This window comes from Tractidigestivibacter scatoligenes (assembly GCF_001494635.1).
In the GTDB taxonomy this organism is placed as follows: domain Bacteria; phylum Actinomycetota; class Coriobacteriia; order Coriobacteriales; family Atopobiaceae; genus Tractidigestivibacter; species Tractidigestivibacter scatoligenes.
In genome coordinates, this window is sequence record NZ_LOJF01000009.1 from 320,696 (window position 1) to 340,156 (window position 19,461).

Annotated in this window: 16 protein-coding genes and 5 tRNA genes; 4 read left to right on the forward strand and 17 right to left on the reverse strand. The window is 62.1% G+C overall.

The window, feature by feature from the left end:
- Positions 1-2: 2 nt before the first annotated feature.
- The 6 genes from AUL39_RS05945 to gdhA form a co-directional block, all read right to left on the reverse strand.
- Complete coding sequence (locus AUL39_RS05945; RefSeq protein ID WP_032111898.1) at positions 3-623, reverse strand: ATP-dependent Clp protease proteolytic subunit; 621 nt, start codon at positions 621-623, stop codon at positions 3-5.
- Positions 624-737: 114 nt separating this feature from the next.
- On the reverse strand, positions 738-2,099 hold the full coding sequence (gene tig, locus AUL39_RS05950; RefSeq protein WP_059054658.1) for a trigger factor: 1,362 nt from the start codon (positions 2,097-2,099) through the stop codon (positions 738-740).
- A gap of 67 nt (positions 2,100-2,166) precedes the next feature.
- Positions 2,167-2,253, reverse strand: a tRNA-Leu gene (locus tag AUL39_RS05955).
- 342 nt (positions 2,254-2,595) lie between these two features.
- Positions 2,596-5,805: a carbamoyl-phosphate synthase large subunit gene (gene carB, locus AUL39_RS05960; RefSeq protein ID WP_059054660.1), complete on the reverse strand. Its 3,210-nt coding sequence runs from the start codon at positions 5,803-5,805 to the stop codon at positions 2,596-2,598.
- A complete protein-coding gene (carA, locus tag AUL39_RS05965) occupies positions 5,806-7,059 on the reverse strand; it encodes a glutamine-hydrolyzing carbamoyl-phosphate synthase small subunit (protein WP_059054662.1) in 1,254 nt (417 codons plus the stop codon).
- 523 nt (positions 7,060-7,582) lie between these two features.
- Positions 7,583-8,914, reverse strand: a complete 1,332-nt coding sequence (gene gdhA, locus AUL39_RS05970; RefSeq protein ID WP_059054665.1) for an NADP-specific glutamate dehydrogenase — start codon at positions 8,912-8,914, stop codon at positions 7,583-7,585.
- Positions 8,915-9,174: 260 nt separating this feature from the next.
- Between gdhA and AUL39_RS05975 the strand changes: the two genes are divergently transcribed.
- Positions 9,175-9,251 (forward strand) — tRNA-Pro (locus AUL39_RS05975).
- Positions 9,252-9,318: 67 nt separating this feature from the next.
- On the opposite strand, the gene AUL39_RS05980 is transcribed toward AUL39_RS05975, so the two are convergent.
- The 5 genes from AUL39_RS05980 to hcp all read right to left on the reverse strand — a co-directional run bounded on the left by AUL39_RS05980 (position 9,319) and on the right by hcp (position 12,800).
- On the reverse strand, positions 9,319-9,519 hold the full coding sequence (locus AUL39_RS05980) for an HK97 gp10 family phage protein (protein ID WP_059054668.1): 201 nt from the start codon (positions 9,517-9,519) through the stop codon (positions 9,319-9,321).
- A gap of 103 nt (positions 9,520-9,622) precedes the next feature.
- The gene (locus AUL39_RS05985) at positions 9,623-9,979 is read right to left on the reverse strand and encodes a YjcQ family protein (protein ID WP_059054670.1); all 357 of its coding nucleotides are present in this window, start codon (positions 9,977-9,979) and stop codon (positions 9,623-9,625) included.
- Positions 9,976-10,173, reverse strand: a complete 198-nt coding sequence (locus AUL39_RS11075) for a hypothetical protein (RefSeq protein ID WP_153001576.1) — start codon at positions 10,171-10,173, stop codon at positions 9,976-9,978. The genes AUL39_RS05985 and AUL39_RS11075 overlap by 4 nt, the downstream gene beginning before the upstream one ends.
- Entirely contained in the window at positions 10,139-10,876 is a 738-nt protein-coding gene (locus AUL39_RS05990) for a hypothetical protein (RefSeq protein WP_160327042.1), read from the reverse strand. The genes AUL39_RS11075 and AUL39_RS05990 overlap by 35 nt, the downstream gene beginning before the upstream one ends.
- A 331-nt stretch (positions 10,877-11,207) precedes the next feature.
- Positions 11,208-12,800 carry a hydroxylamine reductase gene (hcp, locus tag AUL39_RS05995; protein WP_059054674.1) on the reverse strand — a complete coding sequence of 531 codons (1,593 nt, stop codon included), beginning with the start codon at positions 12,798-12,800 and terminating at the stop codon, positions 11,208-11,210.
- Positions 12,801-12,905: 105 nt separating this feature from the next.
- On the opposite strand from hcp, the gene AUL39_RS06000 reads away from it, so the two are divergent.
- The gene (locus tag AUL39_RS06000; RefSeq protein ID WP_059054676.1) at positions 12,906-13,589 is read left to right on the forward strand and encodes a Crp/Fnr family transcriptional regulator; all 684 of its coding nucleotides are present in this window, start codon (positions 12,906-12,908) and stop codon (positions 13,587-13,589) included.
- 16 nt (positions 13,590-13,605) lie between these two features.
- Here the strand turns inward: AUL39_RS06000 and AUL39_RS06005 are convergent, their stop codons facing one another.
- Positions 13,606-14,199 carry a uracil-DNA glycosylase family protein gene (locus tag AUL39_RS06005; protein WP_059054678.1) on the reverse strand — a complete coding sequence of 198 codons (594 nt, stop codon included), beginning with the start codon at positions 14,197-14,199 and terminating at the stop codon, positions 13,606-13,608.
- Between the two features lie 160 nt (positions 14,200-14,359).
- Here AUL39_RS06005 and AUL39_RS06010 point away from each other — a divergent pair.
- Positions 14,360-14,435, forward strand: a tRNA-Gly gene (locus AUL39_RS06010).
- A gap of 153 nt (positions 14,436-14,588) precedes the next feature.
- Here the strand turns inward: AUL39_RS06010 and AUL39_RS11635 are convergent.
- A complete protein-coding gene (locus tag AUL39_RS11635) occupies positions 14,589-14,987 on the reverse strand; it encodes a CdiA C-terminal domain-containing protein (protein ID WP_353612412.1) in 399 nt (132 codons plus the stop codon).
- Positions 14,988-15,139: 152 nt separating this feature from the next.
- Between AUL39_RS11635 and AUL39_RS06015 the strand changes: the two genes are divergently transcribed.
- Positions 15,140-16,069: a diacylglycerol/lipid kinase family protein gene (locus AUL39_RS06015; protein ID WP_059054679.1), complete on the forward strand. Its 930-nt coding sequence runs from the start codon at positions 15,140-15,142 to the stop codon at positions 16,067-16,069.
- 102 nt (positions 16,070-16,171) lie between these two features.
- On the opposite strand, the gene ptsP is transcribed toward AUL39_RS06015, so the two are convergent.
- The 4 genes from ptsP to AUL39_RS06035 all read right to left on the reverse strand — a co-directional run bounded on the left by ptsP (position 16,172) and on the right by AUL39_RS06035 (position 19,439).
- The gene (gene ptsP, locus AUL39_RS06020; protein WP_059054681.1) at positions 16,172-17,875 is read right to left on the reverse strand and encodes a phosphoenolpyruvate--protein phosphotransferase; all 1,704 of its coding nucleotides are present in this window, start codon (positions 17,873-17,875) and stop codon (positions 16,172-16,174) included.
- Positions 17,876-17,970: 95 nt separating this feature from the next.
- Positions 17,971-19,008, reverse strand: a complete 1,038-nt coding sequence (locus AUL39_RS06025) for a 1-phosphofructokinase family hexose kinase (RefSeq protein ID WP_059054684.1) — start codon at positions 19,006-19,008, stop codon at positions 17,971-17,973.
- Between the two features lie 263 nt (positions 19,009-19,271).
- A tRNA-Lys gene (locus tag AUL39_RS06030) sits at positions 19,272-19,347 on the reverse strand.
- A gap of 16 nt (positions 19,348-19,363) precedes the next feature.
- Positions 19,364-19,439, reverse strand: a tRNA-His gene (locus AUL39_RS06035).
- Between the last annotated feature and the right edge of the window lie 22 nt (positions 19,440-19,461).

Consider the following 19,461-nt stretch of genomic DNA (forward strand, 5'->3'; position numbering starts at 1 on the left):
CGCTACTCCTGCTTACCCTGATCGTTGCGGTTGGTGATGACCTTGTCGACAAGGCCGTAGGCCTGCGCCTCGCTTGCGCGCATGTAGTTGTCGCGCTCGGTGTCGGCGTTGATCTTCTCGATGGGCTGACCAGTGGCGTCGGCAAGCATCTGGTTGAGGTGCTCACGGATCCACTTGGTCTCGTCGGCCACAATCTGGATGTCGGTCTGCTGACCCTGGACGCCAGAGCTGGGCTGGTGGATGAGGATCATCGAGTTGGGCAGCGCAAGGCGCTTGCCCTTGGTGCCGCTGGCGAGAATGGCTGCGCCCATGGAGGCAGCCATGCCCACGCAGATGGTGGAGACGTCGGGCTTGATGAAGTTCATCGTGTCAATGATGCCAAGGCCAGCGTATACGTCACCGCCAGGAGAGTCGATGTAGAGCGAGATGTCCTTGTCGGGGTCCTGGCTTTCCAGGTGGAGGAGCTGCGCGATCACGAGGTTGGCAGAATCGCGCGTAACTTCCTCGCCAAGAAAGACGATGCGGTCGTTGAGCAGGCGCGAGTAGATGTCGTAGCTGCGCTCGCCACGCGGGGTCTGCTCAACAACGTACGGGATGAGCGGGATGTTCGTTGGGTTGTGCATGATGCTCCCTTCAGGAATTGTTTGTGTTCCGTTCCAATGTGCCCCGAATGGCTTGCGCCATCCGGGGCACGGCGTCAGTTCACAGGGTCTGCACCATTGGTTCTGGTAGCGAGGCTACTCGGCGTCCTCGGTGGCGTCCTCGGACTTCTCGCCCTCGGACTCCTTGGCAGCCTCGGCGGCCTCGTCCACAATGGTCACCTGAGCATTCTCGACCAGCCAGTCGAGGGCCTTGGTGCGCTTGATGGAGTCGCGGATGGCCGGGAGACGGCCCTCGGAGCGCCACTGCTCGATAGCCTTGTCCACGTCACCGACGTTGGCCTTCTCGAACTCGTTGCGGACGTCCTCCTCGGTGGCCTCAAGGCCAAGCTGGCGGGCGATGGCGTCGAGCGCCAGGGACTGGCGGGCGCGCTCCTCGGCCTGAGCGTGGAGGTCGGCGATGAAGGCGTCGGGAGAGATGTTGCGAGCCCTGAGGTACATGTCAAGGGAGATGCCAGAGCGCTGCATCTGGCCGAGAACCTCCTGGCCAAGCTCGTTGAAGACCTCCTCCTGGTAGTCAGAAGGAATCTCGTCAAGCTGCAGGCGCTCGCCCACTGCCTCGACGACACGGTCCTCCTTGAGGTTGGGAAGGTTGGCCTTCTTATCCTCGGCGATCTCGTCGCGCACGGCGCTCTTGAACTCGTCGACGGTGTCGTAGCCAAAGCTCTTCTTGGCGAACTCGTCATCAAGCTCGGGCGTGGTGGGGCGCTGGATGCCCTTGACCGTAGCCTTGGCCTTGTAGGAGTGCTCGTGGCTCTCGTCGCCGTCCTCGTGCTTGATGGTCCAGGCAAGGTCCACAACGTCGCCAACCTTTGCGCCGGTGAGCGCCTGCTTGACCTCGTCGGGAACCTGGCCGTCAACGAGCGCGAGCGTCTGGCCCTCGCCGGCGAGCTTCTCGGCACCCTCGACGTTCTCGATGTCGGCCTTCACGACGTCGCCCTCCTGGGCGGCCTCACCCTCGGGGACGTCCTCATAGGAGGTGTGGTAGGTCATGTAGCGCTTGACCTGGGCCTCGACCTCGGCGTCGGTGACCTCCTCGGGAGGCATGTTGATCTGAGGCGCATCGTAGGAGTCAAGCTCGGCCTCGGGGCGAACGCCAATGGTGACGTCGATGGTGTAATCCTGGCCCTCCTGGGCGAGGTCGGCGTCCTGGGCAAAGTCAGGACGGCCAACAGGGACGATGTTGAGCTCCTCGAGCATGAGGGGCTCCGCGGCGTTGAGGAGGTCGTTGGTGGCCTGGGCGAGCACCGACTCCTTGCCCAGGATGCCGTCGATCACGGGACGGGGAGCGTGGCCACGACGGAAGCCCTGGAAGTTGTACTTGTGCGCGAAGTCCTTGTAGGTCTTCTTGACAGCCGCGTCGACGTCGGCGGCGGGAATGGTGAGCTTTGCGGCAACCTTGTTGTCTTTCGGCTCCTCAGCGGTGACGGTGATCTTCAACGTTCCTCCAGTGTCTCGTCCTCGGCGGGCGGGCGTCCGCCGTGGTTTCCTGCGCATGCGGCTCATGTGGTGCGGGCGAAAGGACTCGAACCTTCACGGGGTCTCCCCCACTGGAACCTAAATCCAGCGCGTCTACCAGTTCCGCCACGCCCGCATAGTCACACATAGCCTTGCCATAATAGCAAATGCACAGGTCTTGGCCTAGGAAACGAGAAAGAAATCGACACGAGCACACGTAGGCGGCGCCAATCACCGACTCCAGAGGGAACCCGACCTCGTCTCCGGAGGGCTTGGCTTGTTGCATCTTGCACCAAAATGACGCTTCCGGCGGCAATTTGTCTCCGGAGGGCTTGGCTTGTTGCATCTTGCACCAAAATGACGCTTCCGGCGACATTTTGCCGCCGGAAGGCGCGTTTTGGCAGCAACCACGTACGAAAGAGCCCTCCGGCGTCGCGGTGACGCCGGAGGGCACGTAAGCGCAACCGCACGAGAAGTGCTACAGGTCCTGCAGTGCGTAGACGTCGAGCGGGCCCTTGCGCAGCGCGGCGATTGCTTGGATGAGCGCCGTCGCGCCAGACATGGTCGTTGCCATGTCGACGCCGCGGTTCACCGCCTCGCTGCGGATCTTGGCGCCGTCGCCGCGCGAGCTCCCGCCGCGCGGGGTGTTGATGAGGAAAGCAATCTCGCCCGCAGCCATCATGTCAAGCACGTTGGGGCTGCCCTCGCTGATGGGCCGCACGACCTCGCACGGAATGCCGGCGGCGCGCAGCGTCTTTGCCGTGCCACGCGTGGCGACAAGGTCATAGCCCAGGTTGGTGAGCGAGAGCGCAACGGGCGCGATGGAGCGCTTGTCCCTGTCGCACACGGAGACAAACACCTTGCCCGACATGGGGATCTCGTAGTCAATGGCCTCGCGCGTCTTGGCGTAAGCCTTGGGGAAGGTCGTGTCGATGCCCATGACCTCGCCGGTGGACTTCATCTCGGGCCCAAGGTGGACGTCGGCACCCGGGAAGCGGCTCCAGGGCATGACGGCCTCCTTCACGGCGTAATGCGAAGGCGTGCGGTCCTCGGGCGGAAGCCCCAGCTGGGCGATGGTCTCGCCGGACATGATGCGTGCGGCGCAGCGCGCAAGGGGCACGCCGGTGGCCTTGGACGAGAAGGGCACCGTGCGGCTGGCGCGCGGGTTCAGCTCGATGACCAGGACCTGCTCGTCCTTGACCGCAAACTGGATGTTAAGAAGGCCGTGGATGTCCACCGCAAGCGCAAGCTTGCGGGTAATCTCGCGCACGCGCTCCACGATGGAATCGGAGAGCGAGAAGGGCGGCCAGCAGCACGCGGAGTCGCCGGAGTGGATGCCGCACTCCTCGATGTGCTCGAGGACCGAGCCCACATAGCACTGCGTGCCGTCGCAGAGGGCGTCAACGTCCAACTCGATGGCGTCCTCGAGGAAGGAATCGAGGTAGACCGGGTGGTCGGGCGAGACGCGCGTTGCCTCGGCCATGTAGGTGCGCAGGTCGTCGTGGTCGTAGACAATAGCCATGCCACGACCGCCCAGTACGTAGCTCGGGCGCACAAGAAGCGGGTAGCCAATGCGACGCGCGACCTCGGTGGCGTCCTCCATGGTCTCTGCCGTCGAGGAGGGTGGGTAGGCGATTTCCAGCCGATCGAGCAGGCTTGCGAAGCGGTCGCGGTCCTCGGCCAGGTCGATGGCCTCGGGCTGGGCGCCCATGATGGGGACGCCCGCGGCCTTGAGCCTGCCGGCAAGGTTGATGGGGGTCTGGCCGCCCAACGTCACGATGACGCCCACGGGCTTCTCGACCTCGATGACGTTCATGACGTCCTCGAAGGTAAGCGGCTCGAAGTAGAGGCGGTCGGAGGTGTCGTAGTCGGTCGAGACGGTCTCGGGGTTGCAGTTGACCATGACCGTCTCGTAGCCCTTGGCCTCGAGCGCGTACGCGGCGTGGACGCAGCAGTAGTCAAACTCGATGCCCTGGCCAATGCGGTTGGGACCGGCCGAGAGGATAACCACACGGGGCTTCTCTGCCTCCGTGCGCTCGGTGGCGCCACCGTCCTCGTAGGTGAAGTAGTGGTAGCTCGTGCGGGCGGCAAACTCGCCGGCGCAGGTGTCGACGGTCTTCACGAGCGGACGAACGCCCACGACCTCGCGCACGGCACGCACAACCTCCTCGCTCGTCCCCGTGAGGTAGGCAATCTGGCGGTCAGAGAAGCCAAGCTCCTTGGCTGCCAGCATGTGGTCGTGGTCGAGGCCAATGAGCCCCAGCTCGGAGATCGTGCGCTCGGCGGTGACGATGTCCGCGATGCGGTTAAGGAACCAGCGGTCGATGTGCGTGAGCTCGAAGACGCGCTCCACGCCCCAGCCACGGCGCAGCGCCTCTGCCACATAGAGGATGCGCTGAGGAGTGGGCGTGGTCACACGCTCCTCGAAGGCGTCCTCGTCAAAGTTGTCGTTGCCGTCGGCACCCAGGCCTGCGTGTCCCTGCTCGAGCGAGCGCATGGCCTTCTGCAGCGCCTCCTCGAAGGTGGAGCCAATGGCCATGACCTCGCCCACGGCCTTCATGCGCGTGGTGAGCGTGGAGTCCGCGCCCTTGAACTTCTCGAAAGCAAAGCGCGGAATCTTTACCACGCAGTAGTCAATCGAGGGCTCGAAGCAGGCCGGCGTGGCCTGCGTGATGTCGTTGGTAATCTCGTCCAGCGTGTAGCCAACGGCGAGAAGCGCCGCCTCCTTGGCAATGGGGAAGCCAGTGGCCTTGGATGCCAGGGCCGAGGAGCGGCTCACGCGCGGGTTCATCTCGATGACGATCACGCGACCGTCGTTGGGGTTCACTGCAAACTGCACGTTGGAGCCACCGCAGGCAACGCCCACGCGCTCGAGCACGGCCAGCGAGTAGTCGCGCAGGCGCTGCATCTCGAAGTCGTTGAGCGTCTGGCAGGGCGCCACGGTGATGGAATCGCCGGTGTGCACGCCCATGGGATCGAGGTTCTCGATGGAGCACACCACGATGCCGTTGCCAGCGGAGTCGCGCATGACCTCCATCTCGATCTCTTTCCAGCCCTCGAGGCTCTGTTCGATGAGAACCTCGGAGTTGGCAGAGAGCGCCAGGCCCTCGCGGGCAATACGCACCAGGTCATCGTGGGTGTATGCCATGCCGCCGCCGGCACCACCCAGCGTGTAGGCGGGACGGATCACCACGGGGTAGCCAATGTCTTCCGCCGCGTGTTCGCATTCCTCGAGCGTGTGCGCGGTCTCGGAGCGGGCGACCTCCAGGCCAATGTCACGCATGGCCTCGGCAAAGAGCTCGCGGTCCTCGCCGGTCTGGATCGACTCGATGTCGCAGCCAATGACCTCCACACCGTACTTGTCGAGCACGCCCTGCTCGGCAAGCGCCACGGCGCAGTTGAGGCCCGTTTGGCCGCCCATGTTGGGCAGCAGCGCGTCTGGGCGCTCCTTGGCGATGACCTTGGCGACCGAGGCGGCCGTGATGGGCTCAACGTAGGTGCGGTCGGCGGTCTCGGGGTCGGTCATGATGGTGGCGGGGTTGGAGTTGACGAGAATGACCTCGTAGCCCTCCTCGCGCAGCGCCTTGCACGCCTGGGTACCGGAGTAGTCAAACTCGCAAGCCTGGCCAATGACGATGGGGCCAGAGCCAATGATGAGGATCTTCTTGATGTCGGTACGCTTAGGCAACTAGAAGCGCCTCCCCTCGCGAACGTCGATGGCAAGGTAGTCCTCGCGTCCGTCCATGAGGCGCGAGAAGGACTCGAACATGTACGCCGAGTCGTTGGGGCCGGGCTTGGCCTCGGGGTGGTACTGCATCGAGAAGGCCGGCAGGTCGAGGAATTGGATGCCCTCGGGCGTGCCGTCGTTGAGGTTAACGTGCGTGAGACGGATGCGGCCGTAGCGCTCGTTCATGGCGACGGGAGCAACGTGCATGCGGCTCCAGGTAAGGAGGCTCTCGGGATGCTCGGTGAGACCGCCGGAGAGCTCGGGGACAAGCGGACCAAAGGTAGAGAAGACCGGGCCGTAGTTGTGGTTTTGTGCCGTGATCTCAACCTTGCCGGTGAGAAGGTTCATCACGGGCTCGTTGCCGCCGTGGTGGCCGTAGGGGAGCTTCTCGACGCGGGCGCCCGCAGCCAGGGTGATCATCTGGTTGCCCAGGCAGATGCCAAAGACGGGGAGCTTGCCGAGAATGGCGCGCACGGTCTCGGGCACGGTGGGCACAGTGTCGGGGTCGCCAGGGCCGTTGGAGAAAAAGACGCCGTCGGGCTCCATGGCAATGATTTTCTCGGCAGGTGTGTCCCAGGGGACAACCGTGACCTCGATGCCCACCTCGGCCATGCGGCGCACGATGCCGGTCTTCTCGCCGCAGTCCACGGCAACCACGCGGTGGTGCACCTCGCCCTTAGGCCTCACGACGTGCGGCTCCTTGCAGGAGACGTCGGCGACGTAGTTGTGCTCCTCGATGTGCGGGGACTCGCGGACGCGGCGGACGAGGCTCTTGGGGTCGAGGTCCGTGGTCGAGATTGCCGCGCGCATGGCCCCGCCCTCGCGAATGGCCAGGGTGACCGCGCGGGTGTCCACGCCCTCGATGCCCACGACACCGCGGGACGCAAGGAAGTCCGGCAGGCTCACGACGCTCTGCCAGTTGCTTGGCGTGTAGCAGGCGTCATGGCACACAAAGCCCTTGAGATGCAGTGCGTCTGCCTGCATGTCCTTCTCGTTGACGCCGTAGTTACCCAGCTGAGGATAGGTGAAGGTGACAATCTGACCAGCATATGACGGGTCGCTCACGATCTCCTGGTAGCCCACCATGGACGTGTTGAACACAATCTCGCCGAAGGTCTCGCCCTCCGCGCCAACGCTTCGGCCCCTGAGGGCCGTACCGTCCTCAAGCGCCAGGAGGGCCTCCCGATGCCTGCCGCCATCGACCAAGAGGTTCACAGCAACACCGTCCTTTCTGCGTGCAGCGCCGCCGACGTGCCATAAAAAAGGAGCCGCGCGCAGCGTGCGCGTGCTCCCGAGAGGCTGGGCCGGATTCTGCGCTATGGACGCCTTCTCGGTATCTCGTACCGCTCGTTAAAGGTCGTTGCAAGTATACGGGGCATGCATGTTTCGTTGACCGAATTCAACAAGTCTGCAACAATCCCCTATGGTTTGGCATGGATATGGATACTTGTGTGGATACCAAACATATTGTTTGGTGCCGTGGAACGGAGCCGCTGACCTTCTCGTCAAGGCGCTGATTCCGGACGTTTAAGCCCCCTTAAACGTCGAACTTTGGCGGCATAAAATTGTTCCGCGGAATTTGGACGGTTAGGGCACCTTAAACGTCCAAGAGGCGCGGCATCAAAAAAGAATCGCGAGCGAGCCCCTTCTAAAGGTGAAAACATAAAGGCCCTCCGGAGGCGTCACGCCGCCGGAGGGCCAGACCAATCACTTGCCGCGAAAAACGCAGATCAGCGGGCTAGCACACACCCTGGGCCATCATGGCGTCGGCGACCTTGAGGAAGCCGGCGATGTTGGCACCAAACACGAGGTTGCCCTCGTGGCCGTACTCGCGCGCAGCGGAAGCGGCGGCGCTGTAGATGGAGTTCATGATTCCCTTGAGCTTCTCGTCCACCTCGTCGAAGGACCAGGAGAGGTGCTCGTGGTTCTGGCTCATCTCGAGGCCAGAGACAGCGACGCCGCCGGCGTTGGCCGCCTTGCCGGGAGCGAAGTACACGCCGTTCTCGATGAGGAACGTGGTCGCGTCGGTGGTGGTGGGCATGTTGGCACCCTCGACCACGTACGCGCAGCCGTTGGCCACGAGCTTCTTGGCGTCATCGAGGTCAAGCTCGTTCTGCGTGGCGCAAGGCATCGCGATGTCGCACTTCTCGCCCCAGGGACGCTCGCCATCGTGATAGACGGAGCCGGGCTTGCGCTCCGCGTACTCCTTGATGCGGCCACGCTCAACGACCTTGATCTGGCAGAGAAGGTCGAAGTCGATTCCCTCGGGATCACAGACGTAGCCGTTGGAGTCGGAGGCAGTCACCACGTGGGCGCCAAGCTGCTCGGCCTTCTGGATTGCGTACTGGGCAACGTTGCCGGAGCCGGAGATGCAGATGGTCTTGCCCGCAAGCTCCTCGCCCTTCTCGGTGACCATGTTCTCGAGGAAGTAGACAGCGCCGTAGCCCGTGGCCTCGGTACGGGCGAGAGAACCACCATACGGGATGCCCTTGCCCGTGAGGACGCTGGACCACTCGTTGCGGACGCGCTTGTACTGGCCAAACATGTAGCCAATCTCGCGGCCACCAACGCCAATGTCACCGGCGGGGACATCCGTGTCGGGGCCAATGTGGCGGCAGAGCTCGGTCATGAAGCTCTGGCAGAACGCCATGACCTCGCGGTCGGACTTGCCCTTGGGGTCGAAGTCCGAGCCGCCCTTGCCGCCGCCCATGGGCAGCGTGGTAAGGGAGTTCTTGAAGATCTGCTCGAAGCCCAGGAACTTGAGGATCGAGAGGTTCACAGACGGGTGGAAGCGCAGGCCGCCCTTGTAGGGGCCAATGGCGGAGTTGAACTCGACGCGGTAGCCGCGGTTCACCTGGACCTTGCCCTCGTCATCAACCCAGGGCACGCGGAACATCACTATGCGCTCGGGCTCGACAAGACGCTCGAGAAGCGCGGCGCGCTCATACTCGGGGTGAGCATCGAGCGCCGGCTGCAGCGTGGTGAGAACCTCCTTGGCGGCCTGGATGAACTCGGGCTGGTCGGAGTAGCGCTCCTCCAGCTGTGCAATGACCCTCTCGGAATACGTCATGAAGTCTCCTGTTCCTCGATCTTCTGGACCCTTTCCAGACGCGCGGTGATTTCCCCGAACGCGCACATCGTTGAACATCATAGAGTTAGGAACGAGTTGAAAACGATCTATGCCTCGCTAGAGACACGATAGAAATGCGCCAGTAACCGAACGCCGTTCATATACGGGCGAATGGTATTAAGGAGGGACAGCGAGCGGTTCCCGCCGAGGAGGATGACCCGTTGAAGCGCGACGAGAACTACCCTATACTTCATAACGTTCGGGGCGTAGCGCAGCTTGGTAGCGCATCTGCTTTGGGAGCAGAGGGTCGCTGGTTCGAATCCAGTCGCCCCGACCAGATAATCGCAGGTGGGGCGGGGTAAAACCCGCCCCATTTTTGTTTTTCCTATCGAGAGACACACCGACTACCTGTCAGACGCTTTGACGCAGTTGTCCAGCTGCACGTGCGTTATGGAGTCGCGCAGGCGCCCGGTGTCCACGGGGCACTTGGCCTTCGCGTGGCCCTCGGCGGCCAGGCCAACCTGCTCCAGGCCGCGCGAGAGCCCCGGCGCGAGCGCCGAGAGCCACTCCTGGGTGTGGTCGCTAACGTCGATGTTCCCCGCCATGCTGCATCACCTCGCGGCCATGGTCGCGTCGCGGTCACGCGGCAAGGAAGAGGCCCCCGCCGTGGTGGCGGGGGCCTGAGCCATGCATGGGTTTTGGGCTGGGCTACAGCATCGAGCCGAGCGCGGCCGCCGTGGCGGAGACCGCCGCCAACACCGACGCGCCAACGACCTCGCGCGCGGCGCTCCTTAGCGGCTCGCGGGTGGCCATGTACTCCAGGCCGTCCAGCGTGACCTCGGGCGACGACTGCGCCCACAGCACGCGCAGCGGCGCGCCGTCGATGTCCTCTGTGGTTATGAGGCCGTCCACCTTGCCGGCGCGCTGGAGCTTGCACGCAAGCACGTCGCGCTGCTCCTCGCTGACGCCCATGGCCTCCGGGCTCACCGCCGCCACGTCGAACGGACGCCCCTCGCAGGAGCGGATGGCGCCCAGGATGCGGGCTATGGTCTTGAAGTCGCTCATGCGAACGTGACCTCCTTGCCGGTGAAGTCATGGATGCCATCGATGGCTATGCTGTTGTCCCCCATGTCCATCACTGGAATGGTCGCGTACTTGGTGCCATCAACGATAAGCTCGCGCCATCCGGTGCTAGGGAGGTCGTGGTCTAGCACCATCAGCGTCTTACCGTTGATTTCGATGCAATCCAGTATTCTCATCAACCCCAGACCCCCTTAGCTTGCCTAGGTAATAGTCAATCGCTTTCTTTGTCTGCTCGTTCTCCTCTTTGGGGATATTGTACTGCTCCTCAGAATCCAAGAGGTACATCTGAGCATCGCGTTCCCGCAGGTTGCGCATGGTTTCCGCGTCAAACTCCGAGTAGTCGCCACGCTGTGACTGCCAGAAGTGAAAGACCTCCTCGAGAACCTCTGACGTTGTTGCATCGTTCCTCAGGATGATGGTGTCTCCTACTGCGGAGGCCCCAGCGCCCATCTTGTCCAGATGGTCCTCCCACTCCTTGTCTCCTCGTATTACCTTCCCGCCATGTCTCTCGACGTAGTTCTTCTGCGAGTTGTACAGGGCGTCGTTGACGACCTTCACTCTGCGGCGCGGCTTGTCCTGCTTCCTTGTAAGCTCTACGGCTTGCCTTAGCGCCTCCTGCTGCTCTGCCCTGGTCATCGACGGGAAGTCGCGGCCGGTCCTGCCGTCGGCGTTGAGCTGTGACACGATGCGCCTTCGCAGCTGCGTCTTGCTGACGCCTGCCCTCTGTGCGGCCCTCTCGGTCGCCGGCGTGTCCATGAACTCCTTCAGGCTCCGGCCGCTCGGCTTTGGCCTCTTGGAGTCGCGGCCCGCCTTCCAGTCCTCGTAGCTGGTCTCAAGCTTGGAATCGTTGCGGTCCTCGAAGGCGTCGTAGCCGGGCATGGAGGCAACCAGCGTGCAGCGGCAGTTCCACACCTCCGAGGCCGGCCCCGTGGGGTCTCCCGGGTAGCGCAGGCCGTTGCTGAACCGGCCGTCGTCGCCCACAAGGAGGCACAGATTGCCTCTTCCCAGAAACCTCACACGTGTTGTTTCTTATTTGATTTTGTCAGCAGACTAACAGGGATTTTCTCGCAACAGATAAGAATAGAAACAACACGTGTGAGGTTTAGGCGAGGCCGCAGCAACACAAAAGGCGTCTTCGCTAAGAGAAAAAAGGGGCCAGGCGACAATTCGCCTGGCCCCTCTCGCCTAACGCCGCAACAGCTCACTCCCCCTATGCGAGAAGCGCGGTGAGGTCCTCCTCGGGCGTCGAGATGGGAGAAATGCCAAACTCGCGCACCAGAATGTCAAGGACGTTGGGGCTCACGAAGGCAGGGAGCGTAGGCCCAAGCTTGATGTCCTTGATGCCCAGGTAGAGAAGGGCAAGCAGGTCGGCAACAGCCTTCTGTTCGTACCAGGAGAGCACGATCGAAAGCGGCAGGTCGTTCACGCTACAGTCGAAGGCATCCGCGAGAGCCAGGGCAATCTCGACGGCGCTGTAGGCATCGTTGCACTGACCGATGTCGAGAAGCCTGGGGATACCGTCAATGTCGCCCAGGTCAAGGTCGTTGAAGCGGTACTTGCCGCACGCAAGGGTGAGGATGACCGTGTCATTGGGAGCCTGCTTGACGAGCTCAGTGTAGTAGTTACGGCCGGGCTTGGCGCCGTCGCAGCCGCCAACGAGGAAGAAGTGCTTGATCTTGCCAGCCTTGACGGCGTCGACAACCTTGTCGGCAACCGAGAGCACCGCCGCGCGAGCAAAGCCAGTCACGACCTTGGTGCCGCCGTTAATGCCCGTGAGCTGCACATCCTCGTCGTAGCCACCAAGCTCCTTGGCCTTCTCGATGACCGGGGTGAAGTCCTTCGAGCCATCGGCAGCCGCGGGGATGTGCACGAGCTCAGGATAGGAGACAACCTCAGTCGTGAAGACGCGATCTGCGTAGCTGGGGCGAGGAGGCATGAGGCAGTTCGTGGTGAACACAAAGGCAGCGGGGACGTTGGCGAACTCCTTCTGCTGATTCTGCCATGCGGTGCCAAAGTTGCCCTTGAGCTGCGGATAGCGCTTGAGCTCGGGATAGGCGTTGGCGGGCAGCATCTCGCCGTGCGTATAGACATTGACGCCTGTGCCCTCGGTCTGCTCGAGGAGCAGCTTGAGGTCGTGGAGGTCATGGCCGGACATGACGATGAAGGGGCCCTTCTCGATCTTGAGCGAGACCTCGGTGGGCTCGGGCATGCCGTAGGCGCCAGTATTGGCTGCGTCGAGGAGGCCCATCACGTCGTGGCTGAGCTTGCCCACCTGCATGGAGACAGCGAGAAGCTTGTTGAGGTCGCTCTCGGTGGCAAGAGTGGCAAGGCAATCGACAAAGGCCTGCTGGGCCTCGTCACTCACGGAGCCGAGCATGCGGGCGTGGTACGCGTAGGCAGCCGCTCCACGAAGCCCAAAGAGAATGAGCGACTTCAGCGAGCGCACATCCTCGTTGTCAGACCAAACGTGGCCGAGGAGCAGATCCTGGGCAGCCTCGATTCCAGCGGCGGCAGCGATGCGCTCCTTCTCGGCACGCACGTCCGCCGTGATGGCGTCGACGGTGTCCTTGGAGAAGTTGACGTTGGTGATGCAGGTGAAGAGCCCGCTAACGATGAGCTTGTCGGCAAGCTCGCTGCGAGTGCCGGCCTGCTTGCAGGTGCAGGCGAGACCCACGAGCGCACCCGTGAGCTCATCCTGTGCAAGCGCAACGTCAAACGGCTTGCCGCAGACGCCGGCGCGCCCGGTGCATGCCGTGCACTTTGCGGTTTGCTCGCACTGGAAGCAGAACATCTTCTCGTCCATCAATTCCCTCTCTCTTTGGGTGGTTCGTTGTGTACTAGTCTGCTCGCGTCCGGAGATGTGCTAAGTTGTGTTCACAACATTCCTCGATTTTTTTGGCGGTGCGACATGCGTGGTGTAGATGCCGAGTTCCTGTCCAAGACGCCCCTCTTTAGGGGCGTGACGCCTCAGGAGGTTAACGAGATGCTGGGGTGCCTTGCGGCACGGCCCAAGACGTACGAGAAGGGCGATTTGGTCTGGGTGGAGGGAAGCCCCGTCAAAAGCGTGGGCATCGTCCTTGAGGGCGGCGTGCGCGTGGAGGGCGCGGACGTCTGGGGCAACGCCAGCGTCATGGGGAGCTTCTCGGCAGGCGAGCTCTTTGGGGAGGCATTCGCCGCCCTACAGGACGAACCGCTGCTCACCAACGTGGTTGCCACAAAGACGCCCACGCGGGTGCTCTTCGTCGATGTGACCCACATCATGCACAGCTGTCCTAGGGCCTGCGCCTACCACGCGCGGGTTGCCGAGAACCTCCTGGCATCCGTTGCGCGCAAGAACGTGCGCCTTACCCGAAGGATTCGCGACGCTGCCCCAAAGTCAATCAAGGGTAAACTGCTCGCGTATCTCTCAACACAATCGAAGCTTGCGGGGTCGAGCGAGTTTGACATTCCGTTCACGCGCCAGCAGCTTGCCGACTACCTGGGAGTTGACAGGTGCGCGCTCTGCACTGTGATCGGCGAGCTTGAGCGAGAAGGTAAGCTCACGGCAAACCGCCGACGCTTCTCGCTTCCCGAAGTTGCCGCAAGGCGGTAGCGGGATCTCTCCCCTATCAACGCAGCGCCGACGCGACCTCGCTCCTAAGACGCGGCAGCACCTCCGTCTCAAACCAGGGGTTCCGGCTCATCCAGAGCTGATTTCTGGGCGAGGGATGCACGAGTGGGAAGAACTGTGGCAGGTAGTCGGCGTAGTTGCGAACCACGTCGGTGAGCTTTGTCGACGAGGAGAGCTCGAGGTAGCGCCGGGTGGCGTAGGAGCCCACCAGCACGGTGAGCCGCACCTGGGGCATCATGCCGAGAAGCACGGGGTGCCACTTCTCCGCAAACCCACGACGAGGCGGAAGGTCGCCGGACTTGCCCTTGCCGGGGTAGTAGAAGTCCATGGGGAGAAGGGCGACGGCGGAGGGGTCGTAGAACGTGACGCGGTCGATGCCCAGCCAGCTGCGTAGACGGTCGCCGCTTTTGTCGTTCCAGGGGATGCGCGTCTCCTGCGCAACCCTGCCGGGAGCCTGGCCGATGATCACCAGCCGAGAAGTTGCAGACGCCGTGTAGAGGGGGTCAATCCCCTGCCGCGTGAACTCCCCGTTCTGCTCGTCTGCGCGAATCGCCTGGAAGACGCTATCGAAGTCTGCTTGAGTACCTGTCATGGAAGGGCCTCCTGCCTCAATGTTGCTGGCTCCACTGTGGCACGCGCGGCAAGGCGTGTGTGTTGCAAATGCAACGAATAGAGAAGTGCTGTAGGTGACGCAAGCCTTTTGGCCCCGCTTCCCACCATCGTCCATCTTGTTGTATACTTCCCCATGCTTTGCGGCGGTAGTTCAATTGGTAGAGCGTCAGCCTTCCAAGCTGATTGTTGCGGGTTCGAGTCCCGTCCGCCGCTCCATGTAATTGCAGCCCAGGGTATTCGTAACCCTGGGCATTTTTTCTTTCTATAGTAATAGGAATCGTTACTAAAAGAGCTTAGATATAATAAAAAGGCCTCCGCGGGAGGTGCTTCCGCACCGTGCATTGGCCTTCATCTTTTTTATACCCAAAGTTATGAAGTCAAGTCAATTATCTGACGTGACTTGCTCACAAACAACAGCCTTCGTACCCGTCCAACAAATGGTAAAAGGCGCCGCAGCTCATGTTCAACATCTGCGTCGCTTGCACCGCGCATGCGACTGGAATCGATAATTACGTTTGGTGATTGAGTGGCAGCACGTCTCAGCACTCTCTGGAGCGACCGAACATTTCCCGTCTCGGGACATTTCATCTCCCAGAGAACCCCATCCATCTGGATGTCCGGAGTTCGCACCCGATTGCCGCCTATTCGCCGTACGAACGTAACCGAGCGTCCATCTGCAGCGAGAGCACGAGCCGTCCTTAGCTCATGCGGCCATACATCGCAGTTAGCCGGTATCGTTATGTTCCCAGAATTCTTCATGGACAGCATTCTACATAGAGAGTAATAACCTGTGGTTCAGCAAGCTGCGGAATCAACCAGAGGACATCCTGGCGTAGACGTCCATCGCAATCGACCTCCTCATCCAGACTCCGCATCTCATACCCTACAATGGGGCAGCAACGCGATTTGGGAGGTATTGGATGGGCACGTCTCCGCTCGGCCGCACGTTTGTCATAGCAAACCCCGCCGCCAACCGAGGCGAGGGCGCAGAGGGCGCCGCATTTGTGCAGCGGTTCCTCGACTCCTATCGCGGCGCAACCACTGCGCACAAGCTCATTCTCACCAAGGCGGCGGGCGACGCACAGAACCTCGCTCGCGAGGCCCAGGACTTTGACTCCGTCATCGCCCTTGGCGGCGATGGCGTCATCCACGAGGTAGTGAACGGCCTCATGGAGCGCGATGCAAATGACCGGCCTCAGCTGGGCATCGTTCCCATGGGATCCGGCAACGACTTCGCAAGAACCCTAGGCATGGCAATCAACGACCCATCTCGAGCCCTTGCGCAACTTGTTCGCGGCCGCGTGACGCCGCTTGAGGTTGGTCGCGTGAATGGCGTGTACTTCATGGAGACGCTCTCATTTGGCATGGACGCGGCAATCGCGCTTGACACCGTAAAACGCCGCCAGGAAGAGACGACCTCTCAGCACGGCGAGGGACTCTTCATTACGTCTGGCATTCGCATCTTCTCCGAGGGTTCTAATGGCTGGCCATGCAGGGCACGCTTTGACGAGAGGCCCGAGGTCACTCTTCCTACGGTTATCTTTGCTGTGCAGGTTGGCCCCACCTATGGCGGAGGCTTTGCTATCTGCCCCGACGCCGATCCGTCCGACGGTCTTCTCGACGTATGCTACAACGTCAAGATTCCTAGCCGCCCATGGCTGCTCTCGCTTCTCGGCCTTGCGAGGTTTGGCCGTCACACGGGCTCGAGCTGCGTGAACCTGCTTAAGTTCACCCATGCGACCATGGACTTCGAGACGCAGCCTCCCTGCCAGGTCGACGGAGAGGAGCTCTGCGGAACGTACTTCGAGGTGGACGTGGTACCCAAGGCGCTCCGCGTCATCGTGCCGTAGCGCAATGAGACAAAGGGACAGTCCCTTTGTCTCATAAAAGGGCCCCGACGATGGTGCCGGGGCCCTTGGTTTCTAGCTTTTTCGCTAAGGCGCTGCGCTCTCCTACCTTGCGGCCGCCTGGAGCATGGCCTTGACCTCGGTTGCGGTCTTGAGAGCCATGACCTTCTCGGCCAGGGCGTCGGCCTCCTCCTTGGTCCAGAGGGAGAGAATCCTCCTCGTGCGCAGGATGGAGGGAGCGGAGACGGAGTACTCGTCCAGGCCAAAGGACATGAGAATGGGGATAAGCAGCGGGTCTGCCGCAGCCTCACCGCACATACCAACCATGATGCCAGCCTTGTTGCCCTCGCCGATGATGCGCTTGAGCGAGCGCAGGACCGCCGGCTGGTACACCTGGTAGAGATAACCAACGCGATCGTTGCCGCGGTCGGCGCACATGGTGTAGCCGATAAGGTCGTTGGTACCAATGGAGAAGAAGTCGCACTCGGCGGCGAGATCGTCGGCAATGAGCGAGGCGGCGGGCGTCTCGATCATGGTGCCAACCTCGATGTCCTTGTTGTACGCAACGCCACGCTCGTCGAGGTCATGCTTGCACTCCTCGATGAGGGCCTTGGCCTGGCGCACCTCGTCGATGGTGGTGACGAGCGGCAGCATGATCTTGATGTCACCAAAGGCAGAGGCGCGCAGCAGGGCGGTGAGCTGGACCTTGTACTGGTCGGGGTTGTTCAGGCAGTAGCGCACGGCGCGGAAGCCCATGAAGGGGTTCTCCTCCTTCTGCAGGTGCAGATAGGGGATCTCCTTGTCGCCGCCCACATCCAGCGTACGGATGATGACCGGCTTGTCCTTCATGCGGAGAGCGACCTTCTGGTACGCGGCAAACTGCTCGTCCTCGCTGGGGAGCTCCTTGGCGTCCATGAACAGGAACTCGGAACGGAAGAGGCCAACGCCCTCGGCGTCGTGCTCGAGAGCCGCGTTGGCATCATCGGGGTTGCCGATGTTTGCAACCAGCAGCTTCTTGTCACCGTCACCGGTCACGGTTTCCTTGCCGCGGTAGGCCTCAAGGGCGGCCTTCTCCTCGGCGAACGCCTTAGCCTTGGCACGATAGTGCTCGAGGTCGTGGTCGGAAGGCTGGGAGATGACCTTGCCGTTGGTGCCGTCGACAACAACCATGTCGCCGGTCTTGATGTTGACCGTGGCGTCCGCAACGGAGAGAACCGCGGGAATCTCGAGCGCGCGGGCGATGATGGCGGAGTGAGACGTGCGGCCACCGGTCTCGGTGACGATGCCCGCGACGTTCTCCTTGTCGATGTCGGCGGTCATGGACGGCGTGAGCTCGTGCACCACGACGATGGAGTTCTCGGGCAGCGTGGAGAGGTCGACGACCTCCTTGCCCAGAAGGTCGGCGAGAAGGCCGGTCTTGACGTCTGCGACGTCAGCCGCGCGCTCGCGGAAGAGCTCGTCGTCCATGTTGGCGTACATGGTGTAGAAGGTGCCATAGGCCTCGCTCACGGCCTGCTCGGCGCACATGCCAGAGTCGATGGAGCCCGTGACCATCTCACGGATGCCCTCGTCCTCGGCAAACTCGATATGAGCACCCATGATGGCAGCTGCGTCCTCGCCAACCGTCTGCTTCATGCGGTCGATCTGAGCGTTGGTCTGCTCGACGAACTTCTCGACAGCAGCAGCATAGCGAGCCTTCTCGGCCTCCGGATCCTCCGGCGCATGCGGCGTGAACGAGAGGTCAGGCTCGACGGCTACACGGGCCACGCCAATGCCGATGCCATCAGATGCGTTTACTCCCTCATACATTGCAATCCCCCTCATAACCGGCCGCTGTGCGGCCACCTCCCAGAATGCCAAGCGCCCCGGGTGGGGCGCTAAAGAGCCAAACACAGTTTAACGCGTTACTCGCCCTCGGGGGACTGCTTCTCCCCATCGTTTCCCTCGGCGGCAAGAGCCTGAGCCTCAGCGCGTGCCTTTTCGTTTTTGATATCGTCCGCGATACTTGCCGGCATCTCGCGACCCATCTTCTTGTAGAGGGCTGTAACCACGCGGTCGATGGTCGAGCGCTTGGCGATGCCCTTGCTGGCGGCGGTTGCCGTACCGCAGGCGGAAGCGTAGATGAGAGCGTTCTCGTAATCCATGCCGCGCGTGACCTTGGCGAGGAAGCCAGCGACCATGGAGTCGCCGGCGCCCGTTGCATTCACAAGGCGCACGCGTGCCGTGGGCACCATGTGCTCGGTGCCGTACTCGTCGAGAAGGAGCGAGCCGTTGCCGCCGCAGGAGACAATGACGTTGCGGGCGCCGCCCTCCTGGAGCTTCTTGGCGTACGGGAGGCAGTCCTCGGGCGTCTCGGGCATGGGATCAGCCTTGAAGATGCGGCCGACCTCGTGGTTGTTGGGCTTGATGAGGAAGGGATGCGCCTTGATGGACTCCATGAGGAGCTGGCCGGGGGCATCGACCACAAACTGGATGCCACGGCCGGCAAGGCGGGCCATGATCTGGTTGTACATGTCCTCGGGCAGGGAGTTGGGGATGGAGCCCGTAAGGACGAGGGTGTCACCGGACTGCAGGACGTCCATGCGGCCGAGAAGCTCGTCGACCTTCTTCTGCGGAATCTTGGGACCCATGCCGTTGACCATGGTCATAACGATGCCGTTGAGCTTGACGTTGATGCGCGTGTAGCCGCGATCCAGCTTCACAAAGTTGCTAGCGATACCAGCATCCTGAAGCTCGTTGATGAGGTACTCGCCAGTGAAGCCCGCGACGATGCCCATGGCCACGTTGACTACATCGAGCTCGTTGAGAAGCGTGGAGATGTTGATACCGTTACCGCCGCAGTAGAGCTCCTCGCTCGAAGAACGGTTGGTATAGCCCATATCCAGAGTGAGGGGATGCATCACGTAGTCGAGCGCGGGGTTCAGGGTCATCGTGTAAATCAACACAAGCTCCTTCCAGCGGGTTCCCTCGGCAGGGTACAGTATGCCGCAATGGGAGAGGCAGGGGGCTGGAATCGTTCTCACCCCGCAAACCCCATGCGACTACTGCACCGACGTAGTTACCATTCAGTGTAACGTATCGAAACCTAACACCCGGGGAAAAACGAAACCATAGAGCGCGGCTTTTGGATTGGCCACACCGCTTGGCGACGCGAGAGGCGGCATAAAGAAAAACCCGGAACCAGAGGTCCCGGGCTGCATGTACATGGTGGGTCGTGAGGGGGTCGAACCCTCGACCTTGGGATTAAGAGTCCCCTGCTCTACCAACTGAGCTAACGACCCATATTCGGCTTTCAGATGGGGTGGGTGAAGGGGTTCGAACCCTCGACCTACGGAGCCACGGTCCGTCGCTCTTCCAACTGAGCTACACCCACCATTTGGCCCACCTCGTGAAGC